We start from the raw sequence: 24368 nt of genomic DNA on the forward strand, positions 1-24368 counted from the left end.
TTATGAATTTTGAAACTTTAATTTACCAACAAGAAGGGTATGTAGGCACCTTGACGATTAATCGTCCTGATGCGCTAAATGCGTTGAATAAAACGGTATTGGCGGAATTGAAATCATTTGCAGAACAAGTGAAAGACAAAGGCGATCTTCGCGTTTTGATTCTAACGGGTTCTGGTGAAAAAGCATTTGTTGCTGGCGCAGATATTAAAGCCATGCAAAGCATGACTCCCCAAGAGGCAACTGAATTTTCCTATGTAGCACAAGCGGCATTTAACGCTATTGAAGCTTTGCCTTTTGCGGTAATAGCAGCAGTAAACGGATTTGCTTTAGGTGGTGGATGTGAACTAGCATTGTCTTGTGATATTATTTTGGCCAGTGAAAAAGCTAAGTTTGGTCTACCAGAATCTACACTGGGCTTACTTCCATGCTTTGGTGGAACACAGCGTTTACCAAGAGCCATTGGACTATACAAGGCAAAGGAAATGGTATTCACTGGAGATTTCTACTCCGCAGCTGCTTGCGAAGCCATGGGATTTGTCAATCGCGTTGTAGCGGCAGAAGATTTGTTACATCAAGCAAAAGAAATGGCTCAGACAATTGCTTCTAGAGGACCTATTGCAGTGGCAAAAGCCAAAGAATCTATGCATACGGGTTATGATTTGACTTTAGCTGATGGACTTAAACAAGAAGGAGCTTTTTTTGGTACTTTGTTTAACACAGCGGATCAAAAAGAAGGAATTGGAGCTTTTATCGAAAAGAGAAAGCCTGATTTCAAAGGAAAATAATCGCTTTTAGCACAAATAAATAAGGGCGTACTACCACTGGTAGTACGCCCTATTTTTATAGGATAGGTTGCTTATTATAAAAGAGAAGCCCTCAATTCTTCTGCTGATTTTGGCGATAGATACCCCAACGGAATATCAAAAACTGTTTTGGCACCAGTATGTCCTTCTTTCGCCATTTTGGCGATTGCACGTGAAAAAGCCACGAGTACAGCAGCTGTAAACTCAGGATTGCTTTCTAGCTTTAACCCAAATTCGAGGTTTTGTTGATGTCCTTGTCCTGTCTCACCGGAACGCAAGACAAAACCTCCATGAGGCATCGCATTGTGGTCGCGTTTTAGTTCTTCTTCTGTAATGAAGTGAACGGTGGTGTGGTATGGTTCAAAATAATTGGGCATGGTTTTAATAGCGCGTGCAATTTCATTTTGATCAGCTCCTTCTTCAGCTACTACATAACACACTCTTTGGTGTTTTTCTGCTGCAGTAAAACTAGGGTATTCTCCAGCGCGTACCTTGGCTAATGCTGTTTCAATAGGCAAGGTATACTGCACGCCATGTTTAACCCCTGCAAGTCGACGAATAGCGTCTGAGTGTCCTTGACTCAAACCTTTCCCCCAAAACGTATAGGTTTCTCCTTTAGGCAAAATGCTTTCGCCTAATAAACGCAACATCGAAAAAAGTCCTGGATCCCATCCCGTTGAAATTAAACTAAGGGTGTGATTGGCCTTTGCACATTGGTCTACTTTTGCAAAATAAGCAGGAATTTCTCCGTGGTTATCAAAACTGTCTACGGTGTGAAAGTGTGCAGCAATTTGTGTTACTTGCTCTGGTAAATCTGTTGAAGATCCGCCACATAGCAACATAACATCAATCTTACCTTTGTACTCCAGTATGCGATCAAGGGCAATTACCGCAGAAGTAGTCGCAAGTGCTTCTGGTGCACGTCTAGTAAAAATGGCTACTAGCTCTAAATCAGCATTTTGTTGAATGGCATATGCTACGCCTTTTCCTAAATTTCCATAACCTACAATTCCTATGCGAATAGGGGATGTTGTGTGTGTCATACGATATATTTTTAAGCACTACTGCTCTTTTGTTTGAGAAAGTCCAAAAATACTCAAAAGTTTAGAGACTCAGGGCTACTGTGATGTGATTTATTCGCTTGAGCATGGAGGGCATAGGTGATGTAGACTTGTGTTGTCTTTTGTGAACAACGCTTAGCTTCATTTTATAGCCTTGCCTTACTGACGTATATACTTTGGGGTAGGATCAGGAGATACCTGTATGGGATAGTTTGAAAAATCACTGAAAACAGCCTTTGCACGGTAACTTTTGATATAATCTTTATCGTAGATTATCCCTGGAGTAGTGATGGGAATTTCCTTAGATTCCCCTGGTAGAATTAACCATTTATCTGAGGTTAAGGTTGTGTTTTCACGCGTTTCTGCTTGAACAAATACACTGATATTGTAATTGACCTTGGATTGTACGACAAACATAAATTGAGTAGATTCATTCGTTGCTTGTTCACTAATTTGAGGGCCTATATAGTGAATACTCGTACTCTTATCACCTAAATAGTGTTGATCTTTCGAACAACTTGAAGTTAATCCTAGTACAAGAACAAGAAAGGCCAGGCTAAAATTTCTCATCATTTTCATTTTAAAGATGCTAAGATAGTATTTCTGTGTTTTAATAGATGATATCCAATTATATTAACAGTTATTTTAATATTATACCGCATTTTATTCCGATTAATTGGGATAATGTGTCACTTTGTAGCTAACGTTATTTTAAAAAGGGACGCAAATGAAAAATAGTAGGGGAAATTTGCCTTGACCATTATTTTTACACTATTTATGTTGCTAGAATAATAAAATTGTTATTTTTGACGTTTTAACAAGTAAATCTTTATAATGATATGAGAAATGTCGTATGGGCTATTTTTTTTAGCTTATTTTGTAATTTTAGTGTTTTTTCCCAAGTAAAAGGAAACTACTATACAGCTAAAGAATATATAGAAGATTTTGACTTTATGGTTGATCTTGTCAAGCATCAACACCCGAATCCCTTTCGTTTTATAACCGAAAAAGACTTTGACAAAGAAGTTAGTAAAAGGAGAAAAAGGCTGGAGAAAGAACCTACTTTAGAGCGTTTTATCTTAGACAATCCGCTCTATTTAATTCGAGATGCTCATTTGGAATTAATTTCTGATCCTTTGCTGTTTGAAAAGTATTCCAAGCAGGCAAATTTCTTTCCTTTGTCGACATTGGTTTATGACAATAGAGTATGGGTGAATCAGTATTCTTTTGCCATTCCTAGTGGGGCTGAGCTACTCCGTGTCAATGGGCAAGATGTGGGGGATTTACTACGTCAAATGCCAGACAAAGTTGATGGTCATGTACAAGCGAGTACACAGAAAGATTTTAGCCTATATATTTCCTTGTTTTTTCCAAAGGCAACTGTATATACAGTTGAATATCGCGCTAATCCAAAAGAGGATGTAAAAACGATACAAATCAACTCGGTCAACTATATGACCTATGACTATAACAACAATAAGTCCATTCTACCTTTAGCACTTATGGCTTATAAGACAGGTATTTACGGAATGGCTATTGACGATAGTACGTATATCCTCTATATTAAATCGTTTAATCCATCTGAAGAATATGCGTATACGATATTGAATGCTGTTTTTGCCGAAATAAAGGAAAAAAACATACAGCACTTGATTATAGATATACGCGATAATGCAGGAGGTTCTCTGTCTAATATTCCGCTGTTTTACTCGTTTATTAGCAAAAGTAAGACGTTTAAAAACAGTTATAAGTACGCTACAAAAGTTCCAGAAATACGCGTAAAGGACAATTTAGTGGACGAAAATGATAAGCTAGCTACGGGTAGTGAGATTGCGGCTTTAAACAACTTTATGAAGCAGCGTTTCGACCTAGCAGAAGATGGTTTTTATTATGGAAACAACCGTTTAGAAGAGTACTATATTGAAAATTATCCACAAGATAAAAACGCTTTTACGGGTACAGTAGTCTTACTACAAAACAACAATACAGTTTCTGCGGCTGCCTACTTTGCCTATGTGTTTGAGCTAAATCAACGCGGTCTCAAAGTAGGGCAAGAAACGAGAAGTTGTGGAAATTTCACCACCGCAGCTTGGTTTCTCAACTACAAATTACCTCATTCAGGTTTTCTAGTAACCATACCGAGAAGTGAGATCTTCTTCAATGTTTTGGCGAATAAAGAAAACAGTTGTAGAGGGGTTATACCTGATTATACAATCACAGCTGAAGCCTTTCAGGAAGGCTTACAAAAGGGAGAAGATGCAGAGTTACAATTAGCGTTGTCTGTGCTGAAAAAAGGCAATTAATTTCTTTATTTTTTTATATAATAGTAAACAACCCCACCTGTATTTTGTGGGGTTGTTTTTTTTTATGTAATGCTCCTTTTTTATTCGAGTAGTCTGACCAGTTCAAAGTGCATTCCATCAGGTTTTGTAAAGTGACCTCCCCAATAGAAACCATGAGCGTGGGCTAGAGGAACAATTTCGCGCACAGATCCCAGAGCACCTAAAAGAGCAGGTTGCTCCTGCCAAGGATTCCATGCGACATTGAGATCAAAGGCGGTACCAAAAGCGTGGTTCGACAAAACTGTCGTTGATCCTCTAACTAATCGAGGTACATAACTCCCTCCAAAACTCATTACTTTAGTTAATAAGCCTTGGCGTTCAATCGCTTGAAAAAAATCAAGCAATTGAGAAACCCCTTTGCGGTGAAAGCGAATGTGCTGTAGATGGGGAAAAAGCGCTTGAAGTTGAGGCACTTGTACTGTTACTATATTACGCGCTTCAAAGTCGTTGACCATTGTGATATTTTCAGGATTGCCAGCAAGTGGCGTTGCCTTAAATTTAATAAGGCCAAACGTTGCAAATCGCTCTTGCTGTGACTTTAGTGGAGCAAAAGCAGGTTTTAGTGGAAATGCTCTGCGTTGAGGCTCAGAAAAAGGCATGCCATCCCTATAAGCAGCAAACCATGTCGCATTGCCTATATAGCCGTCATCTACTGTGTTTTTCTGCCTTTGATAGGCTTTAACTGCAACTTCTAACGTTGGATCATAGCACTCGTCTATAGGGAATTCATAACGGCCTATTGCCTTCAAAAACGATTTCCATTGGGCGATTTCTGGGTTGTACATCTGGGGTTTTAGGACTTGCATAAATAGTAGATTACAGGGTTAATGTACTTGTCTTCGAATATAATTTTCATAGGTTTCACTTAGGTGTTTAAGCCCTTGTGTTGGAGGATGTGGACGCAGCGTTATTTTCAGTCTTCCCTTGCTCTTAGGTGGTTTTTTCTTGAAGGAAATAGCACAAGACTTTCCAAGGTCTAAAAGGAGTTCCTCTTTCTGGACTTCTAGGTTAAAATCAAGGGAAAACGTCGCTTTTTGGATGCTGCAGATTTCTAAGGGAATCAAGGCGATTAAAGGGACTTCAATTGGATTCATCTCTGCAAGAGTAGGCGCTTGATTTTCCTGATCTTTGAATATATTCTCTGGGTAGTTGAGGAGTACGGTTTTGGGAATTCTTGTTTTTCGGCTTATGCGTTCGCCTGTCGGGTCAACGAATTCAACTTCTCTTTCCTCAAAATAATGATCCAACAAGGTCAGATTTTTTTCTGTTATCTGATCATTTGCATTTAAAATCGCTAGATGTAGGGCTTCAATAATTTTTTTTACACTGATTGTCGTCATTTGGCTTTTGTTTTTTCGATTGATGTATGATACAATTGTATCGCTTGTTTTACTACTGCCTGACTATCCGAAGACAAGCTAATTAACGATTGACAATTTGAGCAACTAAATTTGGTTCCCATTAGCAATTGCACGAGCTCTAACTCAACGGGAGTGTGGCAATTTGGGCAGTTAATACGGCTAGTTAGAATTTCCATGGGATTTAAGTATTAATAGGTTGAATATTTTTTGCATAGATATCGAGAAGGGTCAAAATGCCCAAGGGTAGTGGCAGTGCCTCCATTTGGATATCCAAGCGCAAGAACTGTTGCTTGCTGTGGTCTTTCCCCTGATTCACAGGCGTGGGTTTTGCGGTAGATACTTTGCCGTGGAGTTGAGCATGCCGTTCAATAATAGCATTGCTTGGATTGAGGTAACTCGTACTAGAGGTAATATCCAGATTAAACTTTAGTTGCGCTTGCTTTAGGGCTATTGAATTAAGCGGAACGATAGATAAGAGGGGTACTTCTACTACAATTTCTTGTTTTATGCGCTCTTGTCCTACTTGTTGAAATGTGGTCAATACCAAGTGAATGAGCTTGGGTTGATATAGTTCTAGGGCTGCAGTAGCTCGATTGTTATCTTGTGCATCTACTTTGGTAAAGTACTGATCGAGTAGTGCATATAGCTGTCCATTTAACAGTAGTGTATTGGCTTTTGAAAGTGCAACCAAAGGAGCAGAGATCAGCGATTCAATATTGATTTCTGAATCTTGTTTTTTACTCTTTTTGAGCGATGTGTTCGGTTGGTTCATGATTCCTGTTTTTAGAGGAATGTTGGGAGATCTTTTTTAGACTTGTAACTCCTTTATTCCGTTAGTTGATTTTGGTTTTGCGCATTAGGCTGCGGGCTAGGCTGCGGAATAGTCTGCGGGCTAGATTGTTGCTGTATATTTACAGGGTCCATGGCTTTTGAAAAAAGATCGAGTAGGGTAGTTACACCCGTTGAAAGCGGAAGCTGGCCTGCGTGAACGCTCACGCTGTATTTGGCAGCATTACTTTTTTTGTACTGTTGATTTTCACTGCTTGTTTGTGAAGCATCATAACTTACTTTTCCTCTAACTTCAGCTGAAAAAACCCCAAAACCTATTTTGGCTTCTAAGGAAGCCTCAGCTGCTTTTTGCTCTTTTGTTTCTGAAGTTTCTTCAGCTACATAGCTGGAGTAGACTTCCATATCAAAGTGAATATCGACTTGATCAACTGCGAGTGCATTGAGGGGGATAAGCGTCATTAGAGGGAGCTGAAAGACTGTTTCTACTTGGGTTGTGGTTTGCTCGTCTTGCCTAACGGATCTGTTGAGTTTCATAGTAACCAGAATGGCTTGATATGAAATAGAAGAATCAGTTCCGCTTTTCACAAAACAAGTGTCTAAAATAAACTTGGTCTGTGAGAGTGCCATTTTTGCATTAGCATCTGCCGCTGCATTCAATGGGCCACCTATCAAGGCGTCCATTGGTAGTCCCGTAAATTGTTGGGACATAGATACTAAATTTACTTCCATAACTTTTCTGTTTTTAGTTTACTTGAAATTACGCTTGGAATACGTATCGTCCTAGGGTGTAATTACTGGAATTATCGAGTGAAATTCCCTTTTTTTAGCTATATAGCTGAGGGGATCCCACTATTCGCTGTCACTTTTTGAGGAATTCATCCCATTCTTATCTCGATATGGCGTACTATTTGTTTAGTATCTTGTGTTGGACGGTGGACGGGCAAATTACCTTTGGCAGTTGTACAATTGTTTGCTCAAACGATTCCATTCTCTGTTTATCTCGACTTGCTTTTACTCATACTCGTACGTGAAAGATTTTAAGTAAACTTCTCTTATTGTGGAACAAATCTAATAGCAGCTATACCGGATGAAATATAAAATCACACTTGTAGAAGACGATACGTTAATACGAGAACTATTGACGGAATTTTTAAACGCATCAAAAGACTTTGAGGTTTGTTACTCTTTTGGGGGTAGTAGCAATCTGTACGAATTAGTTATGAGTCACTGTTCAAAAATGGATTTAATAATTATGGATTTTCAATTGGGAGACAAGCATATGGAGGAATTGTTAGTACATTTGAAACAAGCAGCGTTTGGCGTTCCTATAGTGATCGTAACCACCCAATACAATCCTGTTTTAATTGAGTATATGATGAATTTAGGTGTTTCGTGTTACCTACCCAAAAACATCAAGTTACGTGAATTTTTAATACTTTTATACGAGGTTGTCCAAAAGGGACATTATCTGGATAAGGAGCAGTTTACCTATTTAAAAGAAGCTGTGTATGACCATGCAGAAGCCTCAACGCTCAAGCAGTTTAATATTTCTAAGCGAGAAGTAGATATCCTCTATCTTTTGGCCCAACAATACACGGCAAAAGAAATAGGCAAACGCCTTTTCATCTCGCCAAAAACAGTGGAGAACTACAAAAGTGTCCTCTTTGTCAAAACTGGAACAAAGAGCATTGTGGGTTTAGTCCTTTGGGCTATACATAGGCGAATTATTTCGGTTGACTCGAGGTAAGCCCTCTAGGTTATACTGGTTTTAACAAGGAGAAATCCCACATAGACGCCTTGCGCTTAGCAGTATTCAAAAGGTGTGCTCCTTAGACTCGAAAACATCTTCTATCCCTGTAATTGTCTCACTTTCTATACATACTTAATGAAACTCCCGTCTCTCTTTTAAAATATCGCCCCATATAGGAAGGGTCTACAAAGTTTAATTCTTCTGCAATTGTACCAATGCTCTTATCTGTAGTTAGGAGTAAGTTTTTTATTTTGAGAATAACCTGTCTATTAATGAGGTCTTTCGGAAGGTCGTTGAGATGGCTTTTTGAAATTTGAGCCAAATAAAATGGGGTAATATGCAGTAGATCTGCATAAAAGGCAACATCTCGATTGGTTTTGGCATATTGCCCTATAAGTTCCCAAAATTTCCAACAGTGTTCTTCCTTTCTACTAATTTTTTTCTTCCTCAGTTGATCGTATCCATCGATATAATTGACCAGGTGTAAAAAGAGGTTTTGAAAGTGATTACACACAATCCGATCTAGGTATTTACTCGGTTGTTCTAGAATATAGTTGAGTTGTAACATCCAAAATTCCAACTGTGTGCGCTGTTCACTTGTCATTTGAAGGACAGGATAGTCGTGCAAAAATCCAAACAACGTATTGGGGAGGTGATACGCTATTTCGCTGGCGAGTGAGCGATCAATCCCGTAAATATAAGCAGAGAACTCGTCGGTTTTTTGTTGTACAATCACCACATCATCACTGGATAAAACGGTAAGGGTGTTTTTGTTGATGATATAGTCTGTAAAGTTAACACTTAGCGTTGCTTCACCTCTTAGGCAAATAATCACAACGATCTAGGAAAGCGAAAGCGGATAATTGAGCTGTTCGCTAAAGGATATAGGGCCGTGCGATAGGCTTATAGCTGTCTTTTTTAAATCGAAGTCCTGCATGACATAGTTTGGATAGTTGTGTAAAATTATTCATTTTATTCTACTATTCTTTACAATAGTTTTCAAAAGTACCGAAATAGCGCAAATAGTAGACTAAAAACAGAGGAAGACCTGCTTTACTTTTGTCCTAGATATAAATAAAGAAGTAAAAGATGAAATTAACAACAGATCGATTAATCTTAAGGCCTTGGGCATTAAGTGATGCAGAAGATTTATTTCGCTATGCAAAGGATGAACAAATAGGACCAGCGGCAGGATGGCCAGCTCATAGCAGTGTGGAAGAGAGTATCACAGTTATAGAAGAGGTATTTTCTAAGCCAGAGATTTACGCCCTTGCTTTAAAAGAAAATAACCGCGCTATTGGCTGTATTGGTTTATTAGTAGGAGAAGATAGTCATTTGCCAATTTCTTCCTCTGAGGGCGAAGTGGCGTACTGGCTAGGTGTTCCATTTTGGGGGCAAGGTTTAATACCAGAAGCGCTAGAGGCGATTATTGCACATAGTTTCGAAAATTTAGCGTTCACTGACCTTTGGTGTGTATTTTATGAGGATAATGAGAAATCTAGACGAGCACAAGAAAAATGTGGATTTAAGCATTCTCATCGCATCGAAAATCAAAGAAATGAAGCAACGGGTGATTATTGCGTTGAATACGTCAGTCGGTTGACTAAGAAAGACTGGCTTGCCAATCGATAATGCAAGGCCGGAGCGCCGTATTACATACCAAAAGGGAGTATCGAACGATGACTTGATACTTGTGAATCTCCTTTTATAAAGGCGAGTGTACAGATACGTACACTTGCTTTTTTTATGGCTATTACCCGTTTCCTTCTGAAAAAAGGTTTTTTAGTGCCTCTACCAGCTATTGCATATATAGTTTTGATGTAGTTATTTTACTATTTAGATGAGATCGGCTATGTTATTACAAAAATTATTAGGTGAATTTGAGATAAAAGACAGGGTGTTTACAGCGGAAGAAGAAAAACTATTCGATTCTTTTTTTGAGTATAGACCAGTGAAAAAGAACACCTTTTTGATTCGTGAAGGAGAGATTGAGACGTATAGCTACTTTGTGTATTGTGGGATATTGCGTTGTTGGATATTGGATCAGCATGGAGTAGAACAGACGTTTTGGTTTTGTAAGGAGGGAACATTTTCCATGTCCAATATTTCCCTTACTTTGGGTGAAAGGGCTACTTTTAATGTACAGACCTTGGTTGATTGTGAAATTTATTGCATTAAAAAAGAGGAAATAGGTGCGCTATATGCTGCTATTCCAGCACTTACACCTCTTTTTGAAAACTTGACAGCCCGTTTATTGGATCGATTATTACATCGGCAAGTGGCTTTAATCAAGTATTCGCCTGAGGAGTATTATGTGGAACTAAGGTCTACCTTTGGCGCTGCAATTCACTCCATCCCATTGAAGGATATTGCCTCTTTTTTAGGGATAACTCCTCAGGCGTTAAGCAGAATTCGCAAGCGCATTTTTTAACTTGGGTTCAGTAGAACGTGAATAAAAGAGATGACCTTTGCGCTACTTTAAAAATTAAATAGGATGATACGACCAATCAACACAACAGATTATCCCCGCTTATTATGCATTTGGGAAAGTGCTGTTTTAGCGACTCACGATTTCTTAACATCGGAAGATTTTAGCTATTACAAAACACATTTACCTTCTTATTTTTCATTTGTAACTCTTTGGGGATACGAAGAAGAGGGTAAATTAGTGGGGTTTATGGGAATTTCGGGCAACAGTTTGGAGATGCTTTTTATTGATGAAACCACAAGAGGCCGTGGAATAGGTAAGGCGCTTATTCAGTTCGGTATGCAAGAGCAAGGTATTCGTAAAGTAGAGGTCAATGAGCAGAATACACAAGCCTTAGGCTTTTATGAATATCTGGGGTTTAAAGTAATAAACAGATTGGAGGTGGATGGACAAGGAAAGCCCTATCCCATTTTACAGCTGGAATTATAACCCTTCAATACCTTCTACCCAATAGCCTCGAGTATAGACTTTACTCGTTGTTTTATCTTTGATGACTTTTCTAAAAATTTGAATCGATTTTGCATCTCCTGTCAACAAGAATACTGCCTCTTTCCACTCAGGCATGACAATAGGATCCAACTGACTGATTAACCTTTCGCTTCGAAAGGTTTTCTTTTTGGGAAAAACGAGGGATTGTTCAATACCCAACGCCAAGGGAGCTGTTTTGTTTTCTTCATCTAACTCAAATAGAAACAAGTATTTATACTGCTTCTCCTTCCATTTTTGACAGAGGGAATACGCCAATCCCAACGAGGTTTCATCTCCGAAAAAAATAAAGCTAGCTGTAGAAATCGCTAAGTAATTGCTATTCGCATGTAAGCTATTCATGCTTATAGCATCCCCCATTTTAAGTTGATGCATAAAATGTTGCCCTGTACCCCCATTGGGGTGAAGGTAAGCGATAAACTCAAGGGTACCGTTGTCCTTGTCTAGCTGAGATATAGTGTATTTTCTCGTCTGTATATAGTTGAGTTTAAGACTGAGATAAGAACCGCTGCTAAACTGTAAGTTTTTAAAATCCCCTTTGAGTTGAATGACCTTAACAGATGGCGTTACAGTGGTAATTGCTGAAACTTGAGCCAAAGGCAACTTATACGGAGTAATTCCAATAAAATCCAAAACTCTTCTGAATAGGTTTGTGACCATATATTTTTTATTACAAAAATAAAGCAAAAACCCTGGGTAAAGACAAGAGAAAAAATTGTTTTAAATGGACAAAACACTGTTTTGGTAGAACGAAGTGTTACATGTAAATTGGGGTTTTATTAACATTAAACTTGCGTCCGTGTTTTTTAGCAAAAATTAATATGAATAAAGTTTATATTTTTATCATAAGAAATAACGGAATGTTATTTAAATTACTATATTAGTAATTATTTGAAAATACTAAAAAAGCGCATTATTTTTTTTAACGGTATCTTTTATTAAAAAGTGTAAAAATCAGATGCAGATATTAACAGTAAAATAACCCTTACCTATAGAAATACTAATGAAACTAACCAAATAATGATTATGAATAAACAATTACTTTTTAAACTCCTATTGAGTTTGATGTTATTATCGGTTCATATGGTTAGAGGACAAGAGTACATGCCTCTAACCATCAGTTCTGGTTTTAACGAAGATGTCATTGCGGAAAACAGTCCCGCATCAACCTTTACTACATCAGCAGTAGATGCGACGAGTAGTGGGGCAAATAATGCTTTTATGTCCAGGTCCTACCCAGAAGCAACCGTTGGACTTCCCGCGAATGGGTTAATTACATCAATTGCTGGTGCAACGCCAGGATTACAATTTCAATTGGCACCCTACAATGGAAATAATGTGTTAAAGCTCAATGCGCTTAATTCGGGAGGCACATTAGCTTTAACAAGTGCTTTTCCAATTACTAAGCTTTTTATTTTAGCCACTTCGGGTAGTAGTGCATCTACCTTTACAGGGACGATAACCTTTACGGATGGGACAACACAAGCTTTTGGTTCTCAGTCTGTCCCAGATTGGTATGACACGGGAACATCTCCTACCGCTATCCAAGGTATTGGTAGAGTACCACGCGGTAGTGGAAACCCAGATAACAATACGACAAACCCGAAGATATTTCAGGTTCCTATTGCGATTGAACAAGCCAATCAAAGCAAACTTATCCAGGAGATATCTTTTACAAAGACGAGTAACTCCTCTGGTTTTTTGAATATTTTTGCTGTTTCGGCTGAGTATATACCTTCTTGTTCTAGGCCAACTTCCTTGATGAAGAGCGGTGTAACAGCTACGCAGGCTACGATAAACTGGGTCAGCTCGAGTACTTCCTTTGAACTAAAATATGGACCTACAGGTTTTGATGTTGCAACAGGCGGAACGAGTGTTACCACTACAACAGCGTATCGCGTTTTAAGTGGTTTAACAACAGGTCAAACCTATGATGTGTATGTACGAAGCAACTGTGGAGACGACGGCATGAGTACATGGGCGGGTCCTTTAACTTTTACAGCAGATACTATCATTCAAATAGGAGATGGATCTACTACAGAATCAGGTACTTCCAATATTCCTGTTACAAACTATAGTTACAATTATAGCCAACAAATCGTGACGGGTCAAGAATATAGTGCTAGTGGTGGTGGAGTAGGACCTATTACGAAAATTCGCTACTATGTAACGACTATAGCTACTATGTCCACCTGGGAAAATTGGAAGGTTTACATCGGGCATACGACTAAATCGTCTTTTAGTTCTACACAAGATTGGGTTCCATTTACAGACTTGACGCAGGTGTTTAATGGGGTTGTTACAGCAACAGCGAACAACTGGTTTGAAATAACTTTTGATACGCCTTTTAACTATACAGGAGGAAATATTGTTGTAGCCGTACATGAAGATTCACCCAATTATTCCAGCCCTTCTTTCAGAAAGTATAGAGCTACTGGAAATCAGGGAATACTATATCGAACAGATATCGCTTCGATGAATCCCAATCCTGCATCGCCTCCAACGGCAAGTAGTGTACAGTCTAGCTTACCTCAATTGCAATTTGTTGGTACACCAAAAGCTTGTTCACCTCCAATAAATGCGACATCTAATGTTCAGTCGTTTACTTCAGCAAGCTTGTCTTGGATGAGAGTAGGAAGCAATGCTAACTTTGAGTATGCTGTTACGACTGATTCAGCGCCACCTACAAGTGGAACAATAACGGCACAAACAAGCATTACTTTAACGGATTTAGAAGCTGAAACTCACTATTATCTCCACGTGCGCGCTAAATGTTCTGATACAGAGGTGAGTGATTGGCTTACCCATAATTTTTATACTGGCTATTGTATTCCTTCTTCCTCGATTACCTCAACGAGCTATAAGATTAATGGGGTAGAACTAACAGAAGGCTACGTCAATGTAATGAATCCAAACAATGGCACAGCGAATTGGTATTCCAACTATTCGCACATGAAAGTTACGCAATCCGCAGGTGGAAGCATTGACTTCGCCGTTGATATACCGTCCTACACTGTGCTGAAGATATGGATTGACCTGAATCAGGACTTTGTATTTGATGCCAATGAGTTAATTGCAGAATTTCCAAGTTCAGGATCTTCGAATGTTATTCGAACAGGAACGTTTGCAATTCCCGAGGATTTACCATTAGGAGATTACCGCATTCGCATGCGCTCGACCTATTACAATGGTTCTGATATTCTTCAAGCCTGTGATGATTGGATAAGAGGTGGGGAGATTGAAGATTATACCCTTTCTGTTGTTGTGCCACCTGCATGTTTACCACCTTCAGCACTTACATACAGTTATGTAAGTGGTAAGAATTTCAGCTTAGGTTGGACAAGTGATGGCGAGCTTTTCGATGTAGAATTGATCAATCTAACAGAAGAGGAGGTACCAACTGGTATACCAACACATTCTGGAATTACAACGGATTCCTTAGTTACTCAACTTAATTTTAATACCTCTTATGCATTTTATGTTAGACAAAATTGTGGAGCAGAAACAGGGGTTAGTTCATGGCAAGGACCGTTTAGATTTACCACGCCTTTAGTAACTCCTTCGCCTTGGCGTGAAGAATTTTCAGGAGAAACAACTTTGCCATTGGGCTGGGAGAATATTCAACGCACATGGATTAGGAGAACATATGAAGCTGCAACTGGAGATAGTTACTCCCTTAATCTTTATGGTATAGCTAGCAATATAGGTAGTCTATCGACTATTACGGTTGGGCCTATCTTAAATCAGGATACTTTTTCTTTCAAGATGAAGAATGTAACCTATTATGGTAGTGCAGCAGTTCCAGCAGGTTCGACAAGTGTAAAATTGGATATTTCTACAGATTTTGGCGCTACGTATACCACATTTGCTACCGTATTAAATAACGGACAAATCCCTTGGCAAGAATTTGAATATGATATGACGCCTTATGCAGGTCAGTATGTAAAAATTAAACTGACGGCAACTTTACTAGATACAACCAAGGATATTTATTTTGGCGTTGACGATTTCGATATATCTGGCGGTGTTCCTTGTTTTGAGATTGAAGATGCTACTATTGAATTTGACACTACCGACGGGCCTACCTTAACGATTGATTCAGTAGGAACTGTATTTGATATTGAATATGGGGAAACTGGTTTTGAAATTGGAGAAGGAACAAGAGAAACAGAAGTATCGAGTCCTCATATCCTTGATGATCTTCAATCAGAAACGACCTACGATCTTTACGTTCGCAGTCAATTTTGTGAAGACTGGGCAGGTCCATTTACTTTTGAAGTATTAGCAGCAGAAACGCAACAAATAACTGTGGAGGATGTTGCTAAAGAATACGGAGAAGCTCCTTTTATTCACGGATCATCAAGTAGCGGACTTCCTTTAACCTATGCTGTGGCAAATGAAGAAGTTGCTATAGTTGAGGAAGGAGAATTAGTAATAAAAGGGGTAGGAACAACTACTATCACAGCGAGTCAAGCTGGTAGTGGAATGTATTTACCAGCACAAGATGTTGCGTTTACGTTAACTGTTACGCCTGCGGCATTAGAAATTGTGGTAGATGAAGGACAAGAGAAAGTTTATGGAGATGAAGAGCCTGCATTGACCTATACTACCACTGGTTTAAAATATGCGGACACAACAAGTTCATTTACAGGGGCATTGGCAAGAGAAGCAGGTGAATCTGCGGGAACTTATCCAATTGAAATAGGCACACTTGAAGTTGGACCGAACTATGAGGTTACCTTTATAGGAGAGGACTTTATCATTAAACAGGCCGAATTAACAATTACGGCAGCGCCACAAACAAAAGTGTATGGAGAGGCAGATCCGACACTTACTTTTGAGGCAACAGGATTCAAAAACAATGATACAGTAGAAACACTTTTAGATGGAAACTTGATGCGTGAAGCTGGAGAGAATGTAGCAACCTATGCAATTAATCAAGGGAGTTTAGCAAGTACTAATCCGAACTACCAACTTGTTTTCCATAGTGCTGCATTTACTATAACACCAGCCGTGTTAAGCGTTTATCCAGAAGGGGCGACGAAGATTTATGGACAACCAGATCCTGTATTCCAGTATGAGATTAGTGGATTCCAATTTAACGATACGAGAGAAGGTGTTGTGAGAGGGACGATTCAACGATTAGGAAGCGAAAATGTAGGTCGTTATTTCTATAGTATAGGTAGTTTACACACCCAGCCGTCAAATTATACGTTTGTAATTGCCAATCAATCGCAATTTACTATTACTCCAGCCGCAGTACACGTAGTGGTGACAGCTGATCAACAAAAAGTATTTGGTCAGGCAGATCCAGTGCTAGCTTATACAGTAGAAGGGCTACAAAGAGGAGATTACGCTTTGAGTTCTTTTACAGGTCGTTTAGAGCGTGAAGCAGGGGAAGACATTGGTACGTATGCTATTTCACAGGGAACACTTGCTCCAAGAGCTAACTATACCTTGGCATCGTTTACGGGAGGTCAATTTGAGATCACTAGTGGACACATTGAAGGGCTAACTTTGGCTAATGCAACCTATGTATATGATGGAACGCCAAAATCACTTGTTGTTCAAGGGGATATTCCTGCAGATGCAGTAATTACCTATACGAATAACAGCCATACGAATGTTGGCAGTTATACAGTAACCGCTCAGGTAGATTATGGAGCTAATTTTGAACCAATTACCCTAGAGGGAGTTTTGACTATTACAAAAGCAGATCAAACGCTTCGCTTTGTTGCGCCGGTTCAGGTTATCCTTGAAGAAACGCCAACACTTCGCTTGGTTGCAGAGGCTAGTTCAGGATTGGCAGTTACCTTTAGTATTGATCGTGTAGAAGAACAAGAAATAGCAACTGTAACTCCATCAGGGGATATTCAGTTCTTAAAACCTGGTTTTGTTACTGTTACGGCACGTCAAGAAGGAAATGAAAACTACAATGCCGCACTGTCTATCGATAGAAAAATTGAAGTAATTAAGCAAAATGCATCCATTCTTAATCTAATCATAGACGGCGTTTCTTATAACACGGATGAAGAAGAAGTGCATGTGATTATAGGGTGTGATAAACCACAAGATGTGGTGGTAATTGAGGTTGAAGTGGAATCAGGAGTAACGGTACAACCAGCGGATTACTTTGAAGTTGCTGTTCCTACTTACGGCATATACGAGCAACTAATTACAGTTATTTCTGCCCATGGAAATGAAAAAACCTACAAAGTGATCATTGACAAACGCATTGCTGCAGATCTTCTAGTACACCAAAAATACGGTAATCTACTTTTGGTTAACAACAACAAAGAGACCAATGGAGGCTATGTATTTACTGCCTATGAGTGGTTTAAAGACGGAGAGTCTGTAGGTAAGAAACAGTTCTATGCTGCAGGAAGTGAGTCGGGCAGTAAATTTGAAGCAGGAGCGATTTATCACGTAGAAGTAACCCTGCACAATGGCAAGAAAATGATTAGCTGTCCAATTGTAATTGAAAATCAAGTAGAAGACACCCTAAGTGTTTATCCGAATCCTGTACAGAAAAGTCAAATGTTACATATTACGTTGGACAATCAAGTACAAGAAACGACGAGCTATATGATCTACAATATTAAAGGACAGACTATTAAGGGAGGTGAACTTCAAAAAGGAGATATGCGCATTGAAATTCCTGCCACTGTTTCTTCTGGTTCATATTTCTTAGTAATGAAAATTGATGGTAAAGAACGACGTGTTCAATTTATTGTCAAAGAATAAAGAATACTATTTTTAAAGAAAAAGTGGGTTCATACCAAGTGAACCCACTTTAAAAAAGAGGTAAATTTCTAATTAAATTCAGTTACAGATGAAAAAATATATTGGTATTCTAACGCTAGGACTTTTAGTAGGAGGCTATCAACAAGTACAGGCGCAATACAGTCGACACTACTTCAACCAACACGAAGTAGCAGTCAGTGTAAAGGCAGGCATGCTACAGAACTATGGTAGCTTGCCTAGTCAAATTTCGAGTGATTTAAAATTCAACACAGCCATTGGTTTACAGTATGATTATTACCTAAGTAGACAATGGAGCTTAGGTATTGGCGCCCAATATGCTATGTATACAACGGATTTTACTGGCTCGAATTTAACAGGTCAAAGTGAGGAAATTGATTCGGATAATCAAAAATTCATCTTCTCTTATGACGGAAAAACGTTTAAAGAACAGTGGAAGGTGAATCAAGTCAATATTCCTTTAACCGTGCAATATGTAGGAGAAGCAGAAACAGCGATATATGTGCGAACAGGCGTTCAATTCTCCCTGATGATGAGCAGTAAACCAACGGTTACGTGGAACAATTTGCAAACTTCGGGTTACTTTCCAGCCTATAATTTGCTGTTAGACGAAGCATTACTTTATGCGGGCTTTGGTTTTCAGGAAAAAGTTGAACACAAACCAGACCTTGAGTTAAAAGATCGTTGGGCATGGATTGCTGAAGTGGGGGTAAAACACAACATTAGCGAAAATCAAAATCTATATGTTGGATTATACTTCGACTTGGGGCTAAACAATCAAAAGCCGAGCATTAATGAAAACAAAGAGCATATCCTAGTTTATAAGCCTGAGCTAAACAATGCCTTAGAGTACAACAGTATTCAGGAAAGCTCCAAAGCAGTCTTTAAGAACTACAGCTTTGGAATTCAACTTCGCTATGCAATTGGATTGTAGCAAATAGTAGTATGCAAGTACATACAGAGTGCAACTGAGCCTAAAAACTCAGTTGCACTTTTTTTATTTTTAGCCAAGTGAAGGCGCGTTAAACTAGAAGAACAAACGTTTAAATAATTTGAAGCAATAAAGCAAGCCGATCGAACGCTTGATGAATGTTTGCATCATCACAATTGCATTAATGATGCTAAAAATATAATATAAAAGGTATATTATGAGTTATTTTTACGATTTAGTCTATTTTTTTGTGATTTTGGTTGTTTTTTTGTGTTTAATTTCAAAAGGATTTCTCTATAATAATTAAGATTCTATGCAAACTAAAATCACACCAGAATACTTGAATAATGTTGCTATAAAAGCTTCTTTAAAAAAATATGACTCTATTATTGCTAAATTAGAAAAAAGTGCCCGAAGAGGTAAAAATGGCATTGTCATAAACTATATTCCCGAGGTCTTAGTAAGTAGGTTAAAAAAGGAAGGCTACTATGTGACGACCTATGTTAGAAGAAGATCTTCGTTTTTTTTTAAACGGAAAATGATCCGGTACTATGTCGTTAAGTTTAAAAAAATAAGATAGGGAGTAGCAACATAAAAAAACAGGCGAAAAGAAGGCGTAATGTTTCGTTCTATCAACAGTAGGCACTCCTTTTTTATTTCAACAATCAAAAAATAATGTAATTTAGTGGTGTCCACTTCCGGCAATTTCCCAACAAAAAGAACAATTATGTTTGAAAAATTTGAGCCTACTTCGCCTTTAATGCAAACCTTTATTGCTACTTACGGCCCTTATTTTAAGGCGGCCTCATATCCTGCTAAAACCATTGTATTAGAAGAAGGGCAGGTGGCAACTAGGGTGTTTTGGATTAAAAAAGGATGTATGCGCGTATGGTTGAATAGGGAAGGACAGGACGTCACTTTTCAGTTTTTCTTAGAAAATAGCTTGGTTTCGTCTATTGAGAGTTTTTGGAAAGGGCAACCCAGCACATTTACTTTAGAAACGATTGAGCCAACAGAAGTATGGGTAGCTGATAAAGAAGATATTCAACCCTTATTGGACAGTTCCTTAAATCATCCCGAATATAGGGATTTGTTTATAGATGTTATTTTTCAACGCACGTTTGACTATGTCAATCACAGCCTTTCTTTTATACAGTTAACGCCAGAACAACGCTATCTCAAGTTATTTGAGACGCGGCCTGAATTAATCAAGCGCATACCTCAGCATTATATTGCCTCTTATCTCGGTATTTCCAAGGTACACTTAAGTCGCATAAAAAATAAACTATTCCGTTCCTAAAGAGGGTGAACTTTTAGTCCCCTTCTTTCTCAGCGTAAGAATCGTTTGTATAGGCTGATTTCACCTTGTTTTTTGGCAAGTTCACTTCAAAATTAGCGTTGTATTTCTTCTTGTTTGGGTGTTCCTAGAGGATACTTCTTTTGGAAATACAACTTATACCAGATAAAGTAACATACTTGCTTATTGTTCTAAGTCTTAGACTAGTTTCATTCTCGCTAATCGCATAGCTTTTAGTATACCGTATACAAAAACACAACAACAGGTAACGGAAGATAAAAGCTGCTAAATAAAATATTGTAATAAACACAATAAACATTCAAATAATTGATTTTTTTTATTAAATTTATACTTATTGGCTTACTATTATCCTCATGTTTACAGAAAAAGACAATCTATATTGGAAGACATTTAGCGACAGCATCAACGCCCAGTTTATGGAGCGAAAATATTGGTACTCTCCAAAGGCTATTCATTTATATAAGGGCTTTTCGGTCGTTTTTGACAATTATTTTTTTAGCAGTACGGTGGGAACAAGAAGTTATGAATCCCTGCTTACTCGGGTGTACTGTAAGTTTACTTATCCTCAATCGTTAAAGATTCGGATAGAAAAAGCGAGTTTTCTCAACCGTTTAGTCAATCTCTTCCATGGGAATTTATACCGAACTTTAGATCGGGAATTTGACCGCCAATACCACGTACACACAATGAATCCCAATACTTGTGTATTCTTGTTGCCTGAGATTAGGCGAAGTCTTCTAGATCTCAATATAGAAGGGTTATTTATTGATACACAAGATGGAATATGGGGGGAACAATTAACCGATAATGAGTATGAAGTAGCCATTTATGTCGAAGCTACTCAATTGAAGCAGTCGGAATTAGTAGCACTAAAGGAGTTGTTTGAGGGTATCCTAGATGCTCTTTGCGATAAATTTCAAATCCGTACAGCGCTTACTTCCTTTGATCGACATCAAACTGTGGCAAGCCTATAGAATTTTCAACCTGGGGGATGTATTTCTCCACAAACTAAAGAGGCTCTCAAATAAGCCTCCAAACAAAACCCCGTCTATGGAGACGGGGTTTTGTCATTTTATGTTTTTCGTATACCACACATTGGCAGGGTTGTTTGAGTTTTACTGTATTTGTATCCCCAACAGATACTTCCTGTTTACTTTTAACGGAAATGGGTTTACGTCTTCGTTTATACCTCAAATAAAGTACAAAAAACAATGTCCTCCTACTGCTTCTTATGTTTTATGTTAAAAAAAGGGAGTTTATTTATAAATCAAATAGAGACGGTATTTATATATTGTTTTTACCTATATTAGGGTGTAGGAAAAGCGATGGTTAAAGGAAGATTGTAGGGGGCTATTTCTCTGGGATTTACTTATTTTTTGACCTAAAAAAAGCGAATGAAAGAAACAGAACAACACAATGATCGCATGGCTAGGCTTGTATTTGCCTCTGTATATCCGCATTACGTAACAAAAGTGGAAAGCAAAGGGCGCACAGTAACGGAGCTTCATCAAGTAATTGAATGGCTTACTGGTTTTAATCAAAAACAAGTAGAGCAACTCATTGCCGAGGGGGTTACTTTTGAAACCTTTTTCGATAGGGCAACACTCAATCCGAAAGCCCAAGCGATCAAAGGTGTCATTTGTGGGTATAGGATTGAGGAAATTCAAAATCCACTGACAAAAAAGATCCGCTATCTCGATAAGTTAGTCGACGATTTGGCCAAAGGAAAAAAAATAGAAAAAATCATTCCGTAACATACAGTTACTATTTATAAATCAATCTATAACGCTTAGAATAAACGATGAAAGCAGAAGGAACTACCGTAGAAGAAATTTTAGAGCGCATACCTGCAGAACGAGCAGTGGCTTTTAGAAAATTACACCAAACCATTGTAGAACACCTACCCGAGGGCTTTGAAGCCGCAATAAGCTACGGTGGATTGGGCTATGTCGTTCCTCATCGGCTATATCCCCAAGGCTATCACTGCAAGCCTGTGGAACCCTTGCCTTTTGCTGGATTAGCCTCTCAGAAGAACTCGGTTAATTTTTACCATATGGGCATTTATTCAGATCCTGCTTTATTGGAGTGGTTTATCACTGAATATCCCAAGCACAGCAAGCAAAAATTAGACATGGGGAAAAGTTGTATTCGATTCAAAAAACTAGAAGAGATTCCTTACGCACTTATAGGCGAATTAATGCAAAAAATGAGCGTACAGCAATGGATTGATCTGTATGAAAGCCAACGTAAGAAATAACAACCCACCCACATAATGAACTTAGTTATGTTATTTAAAATAAATCTAAATAATATAGTGCTTGTAGCTTCGATTATGTATCTTTGAAAGAAACACAAATTCATGAAAAAACAAACTTTATATCGAATTAGTATTGTATTTGCTTTACTTTTTGCATTTGTTTCGTGTAATACGAAGGACATGCCAGAAAAGGCGAAAGCTGTTACAGATTTTGACGTTAATCGCTATTTGGGTACCTGGTATGAAATTGCGCGTTTTGACTTTCGTTTTGAAAAGGATTTAGACAATACTTCAGCCCAATATAGCTTAGATGCAAACGGGGATGTACTCGTGTTGAATAGCGGTTTTCACACCAAAGAAAAAGAGTGGAAAAAGGCAGAAGGCAAGGCTAAGTTTCGAGGAGATAACACCCAAGGGGCGCTAAAAGTGAGCTTTTTTGGTCCGTTTTATTCGGGTTATACAATTGTTGCCTTAGATGCAGACTACAATTATGCATTAATTGCGGGAAAAAACCTAGACTATCTGTGGATTTTATCAAGAGAAAAGACGATTCCCACTGCTGTAAAAGAAGAGTATCTAGCTATTGCGCAAGAAATAGGGTATGATACGTCCCGTTTACTGTGGATTAATCACGATAAGGATAGTAATCCGTTTTTAAATGAGGGTGGTGGTTTAGCAAAGTAGTTTCTAAACCTTGAATGTCATCTATGGGCCACACGAATTGTGGGAAGTAAAAACCAAGTGAGTTTGGTCAAATTAATACTAAATATGATTAGAAAAGCTGATATACAAGATTTAACACAAGTCCAAGAATTATACGAAATGCTGTTTAGCTCAATGGCCGATTTAGAGCCAAACTATATGAAAGAAGCTAAACAAGACGAATCATTTATAAGAAGTGTTATTCTTGGAGAAAATGATTTCTCAATATTTGTAGCAGAAAAAGAGGGTCAAATCCAAGGATTTGCGATTGCTCAATTGCAAAATAGTCCACCCTACAATTGTTTTGTACAACAACGCTGTGTATACCTCATGGATTTAGTGGTTAACCCAAGAATTCAAGGCAAAGGCTTTGGTACTAAACTCATAGAAAGAGTTAAGGATTGGGGAAAAGAAAATAAGGTAGACTATTTTGAACTTAACGTGCTATCCACAAATCAAAAGGCAATAGAATTATACAAACGAATGGGCCTAGAGCCATTTAGTCACTCCATGCGCATGCGTTTAAATCAGGCTGATTAGATTGTTTTCATGCTCAAAGTCTAATAAAAGTGTATAAAAAAGGCCATTAGCAACTGCTCATCCAAATTAATTGGAATAGTCCTGCCAATCCAGCGCCCACTATTAAAGACCAGGAGATCCAATCTTTAAATTCATTGTATTTGTGCTTGTAAAACAAAAGGTGAAGCCCGATGTGTAAAATACAGAACTGACTAAATCCTATGATAAAATTGTCTGGATTTTCACTTTGATTTAAATACCATAGCGCCCAAACAAAGAGGGGTAAATGTCCAAAAAGAAAAATAATATATCCTACTTTGTCACCCAGAGAAGCTAGTCCGGGAAATATTCTCCATTCCTTGCAACGGACGGCGTCGATTTCGTGCATGATGATAAGGGAAAGCGCCAAGTAAAAAAAAATATAATCCATGATTTGGGGCAAATAGTATAATGTAAAAATTGCCTACAAAGATAGGTGGATTTGAAGTAGTTTCAGTTATGCAAACTAATAATGTACAGTATGCTCCTCAAGTAGTTCTATAATTTTCATATCGTAAATCGTCTAGGTCCATCATAAAAAATAAGATCTACTTGCGCAGGCGTTTTCTTGAATATAAAGAAGCCTTTCTTTATTCTCGTTCACCATATAAAAAGAAAAAAGCGGAGCAACCTAAATTATGATCTACCTACAGCTAAAAAGAAAGAGGATGCCCACTAGGGACACCCTCCAATCTTCTATACGGCTACCTCATGCATTCTATTAAATGTATAGCTAATAGAGCAAGCTAATGAACGAAAA

General features: G+C 38.3%; 24 protein-coding genes. 14 read left to right on the top strand and 10 right to left on the bottom strand.

Going from position 1 to position 24368, the window contains the following annotated elements:
- Positions 1–2 precede the first annotated feature (2 nt).
- Entirely contained in the window at positions 3–785 is a 783-nt protein-coding gene (locus H4K35_RS09995; RefSeq protein WP_182627542.1) for an enoyl-CoA hydratase/isomerase family protein, read from the top strand.
- Between the two features lie 74 nt (positions 786–859).
- Here H4K35_RS09995 and H4K35_RS10000 read toward each other — a convergent pair whose 3' ends face one another.
- Both H4K35_RS10000 and H4K35_RS10005 read right to left on the bottom strand, forming a co-directional pair.
- The gene (locus H4K35_RS10000) at positions 860–1846 is read right to left on the bottom strand and encodes a diaminopimelate dehydrogenase (protein ID WP_182627543.1); all 987 of its coding nucleotides are present in this window, start codon (positions 1844–1846) and stop codon (positions 860–862) included.
- A gap of 177 nt (positions 1847–2023) precedes the next feature.
- Complete coding sequence (locus H4K35_RS10005) at positions 2024–2437, bottom strand: hypothetical protein (protein ID WP_182627544.1); 414 nt, start codon at positions 2435–2437, stop codon at positions 2024–2026.
- Between the two features lie 266 nt (positions 2438–2703).
- Here H4K35_RS10005 and H4K35_RS10010 point away from each other — a divergent pair, with 266 nt between their 5' ends.
- Complete coding sequence (locus H4K35_RS10010; protein WP_182627545.1) at positions 2704–4167, top strand: S41 family peptidase; 1464 nt, start codon at positions 2704–2706, stop codon at positions 4165–4167.
- 80 nt (positions 4168–4247) lie between these two features.
- Here H4K35_RS10010 and H4K35_RS10015 read toward each other — a convergent pair whose 3' ends face one another.
- Genes H4K35_RS10015 through H4K35_RS10035 form a run of 5 tightly spaced genes read right to left on the bottom strand, consistent with a single transcriptional unit; the run spans position 4248 to position 7085 of the window.
- Positions 4248–5012, bottom strand: a complete 765-nt coding sequence (locus H4K35_RS10015) for a M15 family metallopeptidase (RefSeq protein WP_182627546.1) — start codon at positions 5010–5012, stop codon at positions 4248–4250.
- Positions 5013–5030: 18 nt separating this feature from the next.
- Positions 5031–5546: a DUF2589 domain-containing protein gene (locus tag H4K35_RS10020; protein WP_182627547.1), complete on the bottom strand. Its 516-nt coding sequence runs from the start codon at positions 5544–5546 to the stop codon at positions 5031–5033.
- Positions 5543–5743 (bottom strand): hypothetical protein, encoded by a 201-nt coding sequence (locus tag H4K35_RS10025; protein WP_182627548.1) that lies wholly within the window; start codon positions 5741–5743, stop codon positions 5543–5545. The genes H4K35_RS10020 and H4K35_RS10025 overlap by 4 nt, the downstream gene beginning before the upstream one ends.
- A gap of 5 nt (positions 5744–5748) precedes the next feature.
- Positions 5749–6339 (bottom strand): DUF2589 domain-containing protein, encoded by a 591-nt coding sequence (locus H4K35_RS10030; RefSeq protein WP_182627549.1) that lies wholly within the window; start codon positions 6337–6339, stop codon positions 5749–5751.
- Positions 6340–6392: 53 nt separating this feature from the next.
- On the bottom strand, positions 6393–7085 hold the full coding sequence (locus H4K35_RS10035) for a DUF2589 domain-containing protein (RefSeq protein WP_182627550.1): 693 nt from the start codon (positions 7083–7085) through the stop codon (positions 6393–6395).
- Between the two features lie 358 nt (positions 7086–7443).
- On the opposite strand from H4K35_RS10035, the gene H4K35_RS10040 reads away from it, so the two are divergent.
- Positions 7444–8103, top strand: a complete 660-nt coding sequence (locus tag H4K35_RS10040; RefSeq protein WP_182627552.1) for a response regulator transcription factor — start codon at positions 7444–7446, stop codon at positions 8101–8103.
- Between the two features lie 118 nt (positions 8104–8221).
- Here the strand turns inward: H4K35_RS10040 and H4K35_RS15920 are convergent, their stop codons facing one another.
- Positions 8222–8941, bottom strand: coding sequence for a helix-turn-helix domain-containing protein (locus H4K35_RS15920; RefSeq protein WP_368668696.1), 720 nt, complete (start codon positions 8939–8941; stop codon positions 8222–8224).
- A gap of 254 nt (positions 8942–9195) precedes the next feature.
- Here H4K35_RS15920 and H4K35_RS10050 point away from each other — a divergent pair, with 254 nt between their 5' ends.
- The 3 genes from H4K35_RS10050 to H4K35_RS10060 all read left to right on the top strand — a co-directional run bounded on the left by H4K35_RS10050 (position 9196) and on the right by H4K35_RS10060 (position 11023).
- Positions 9196–9738, top strand: a complete 543-nt coding sequence (locus H4K35_RS10050) for a GNAT family N-acetyltransferase (RefSeq protein WP_182627554.1) — start codon at positions 9196–9198, stop codon at positions 9736–9738.
- A gap of 220 nt (positions 9739–9958) precedes the next feature.
- Positions 9959–10537 (top strand): Crp/Fnr family transcriptional regulator, encoded by a 579-nt coding sequence (locus H4K35_RS10055; RefSeq protein WP_182627556.1) that lies wholly within the window; start codon positions 9959–9961, stop codon positions 10535–10537.
- A 63-nt stretch (positions 10538–10600) separates the two neighbouring features.
- Complete coding sequence (locus H4K35_RS10060) at positions 10601–11023, top strand: GNAT family N-acetyltransferase (RefSeq protein WP_182627558.1); 423 nt, start codon at positions 10601–10603, stop codon at positions 11021–11023.
- Here the strand turns inward: H4K35_RS10060 and H4K35_RS10065 are convergent.
- Positions 11018–11740, bottom strand: a complete 723-nt coding sequence (locus tag H4K35_RS10065; RefSeq protein WP_255492426.1) for an FAD-binding oxidoreductase — start codon at positions 11738–11740, stop codon at positions 11018–11020. The two genes, H4K35_RS10060 and H4K35_RS10065, sit on opposite strands and share 6 nt — an antisense overlap.
- Before the next feature lie 366 nt (positions 11741–12106).
- Between H4K35_RS10065 and H4K35_RS10070 the strand changes: the two genes are divergently transcribed.
- From H4K35_RS10070 to H4K35_RS10105, 8 genes are all read left to right on the top strand, one after another.
- Positions 12107–17824 carry an MBG domain-containing protein gene (locus H4K35_RS10070; protein WP_182627560.1) on the top strand — a complete coding sequence of 1906 codons (5718 nt, stop codon included), beginning with the start codon at positions 12107–12109 and terminating at the stop codon, positions 17822–17824.
- An 88-nt stretch (positions 17825–17912) separates the two neighbouring features.
- Positions 17913–18776: an outer membrane beta-barrel protein gene (locus H4K35_RS10075; RefSeq protein ID WP_182627562.1), complete on the top strand. Its 864-nt coding sequence runs from the start codon at positions 17913–17915 to the stop codon at positions 18774–18776.
- Between the two features lie 724 nt (positions 18777–19500).
- Complete coding sequence (locus tag H4K35_RS10080) at positions 19501–20073, top strand: Crp/Fnr family transcriptional regulator (RefSeq protein ID WP_182627564.1); 573 nt, start codon at positions 19501–19503, stop codon at positions 20071–20073.
- A gap of 371 nt (positions 20074–20444) precedes the next feature.
- The gene (locus H4K35_RS10085; protein WP_182627566.1) at positions 20445–21065 is read left to right on the top strand and encodes a hypothetical protein; all 621 of its coding nucleotides are present in this window, start codon (positions 20445–20447) and stop codon (positions 21063–21065) included.
- A gap of 420 nt (positions 21066–21485) precedes the next feature.
- Positions 21486–21845, top strand: a complete 360-nt coding sequence (locus tag H4K35_RS10090; RefSeq protein WP_182627568.1) for a DUF2200 domain-containing protein — start codon at positions 21486–21488, stop codon at positions 21843–21845.
- A gap of 47 nt (positions 21846–21892) precedes the next feature.
- Positions 21893–22348, top strand: coding sequence for a DUF1801 domain-containing protein (locus H4K35_RS10095; RefSeq protein ID WP_182627570.1), 456 nt, complete (start codon positions 21893–21895; stop codon positions 22346–22348).
- 102 nt (positions 22349–22450) lie between these two features.
- Positions 22451–23032, top strand: a complete 582-nt coding sequence (locus H4K35_RS10100) for a lipocalin family protein (protein WP_182627572.1) — start codon at positions 22451–22453, stop codon at positions 23030–23032.
- An 84-nt stretch (positions 23033–23116) separates the two neighbouring features.
- The gene (locus tag H4K35_RS10105; RefSeq protein WP_182627574.1) at positions 23117–23590 is read left to right on the top strand and encodes a GNAT family N-acetyltransferase; all 474 of its coding nucleotides are present in this window, start codon (positions 23117–23119) and stop codon (positions 23588–23590) included.
- Positions 23591–23636: 46 nt separating this feature from the next.
- Here the strand turns inward: H4K35_RS10105 and H4K35_RS10110 are convergent, their stop codons facing one another.
- Positions 23637–23999, bottom strand: coding sequence for a DUF6713 family protein (locus H4K35_RS10110; protein ID WP_182627576.1), 363 nt, complete (start codon positions 23997–23999; stop codon positions 23637–23639).
- Positions 24000–24368 lie beyond the last annotated feature (369 nt).

The organism is Myroides sp. NP-2 (assembly GCF_014145665.1).
Lineage (GTDB): Bacteria > Bacteroidota > Bacteroidia > Flavobacteriales > Flavobacteriaceae > Flavobacterium.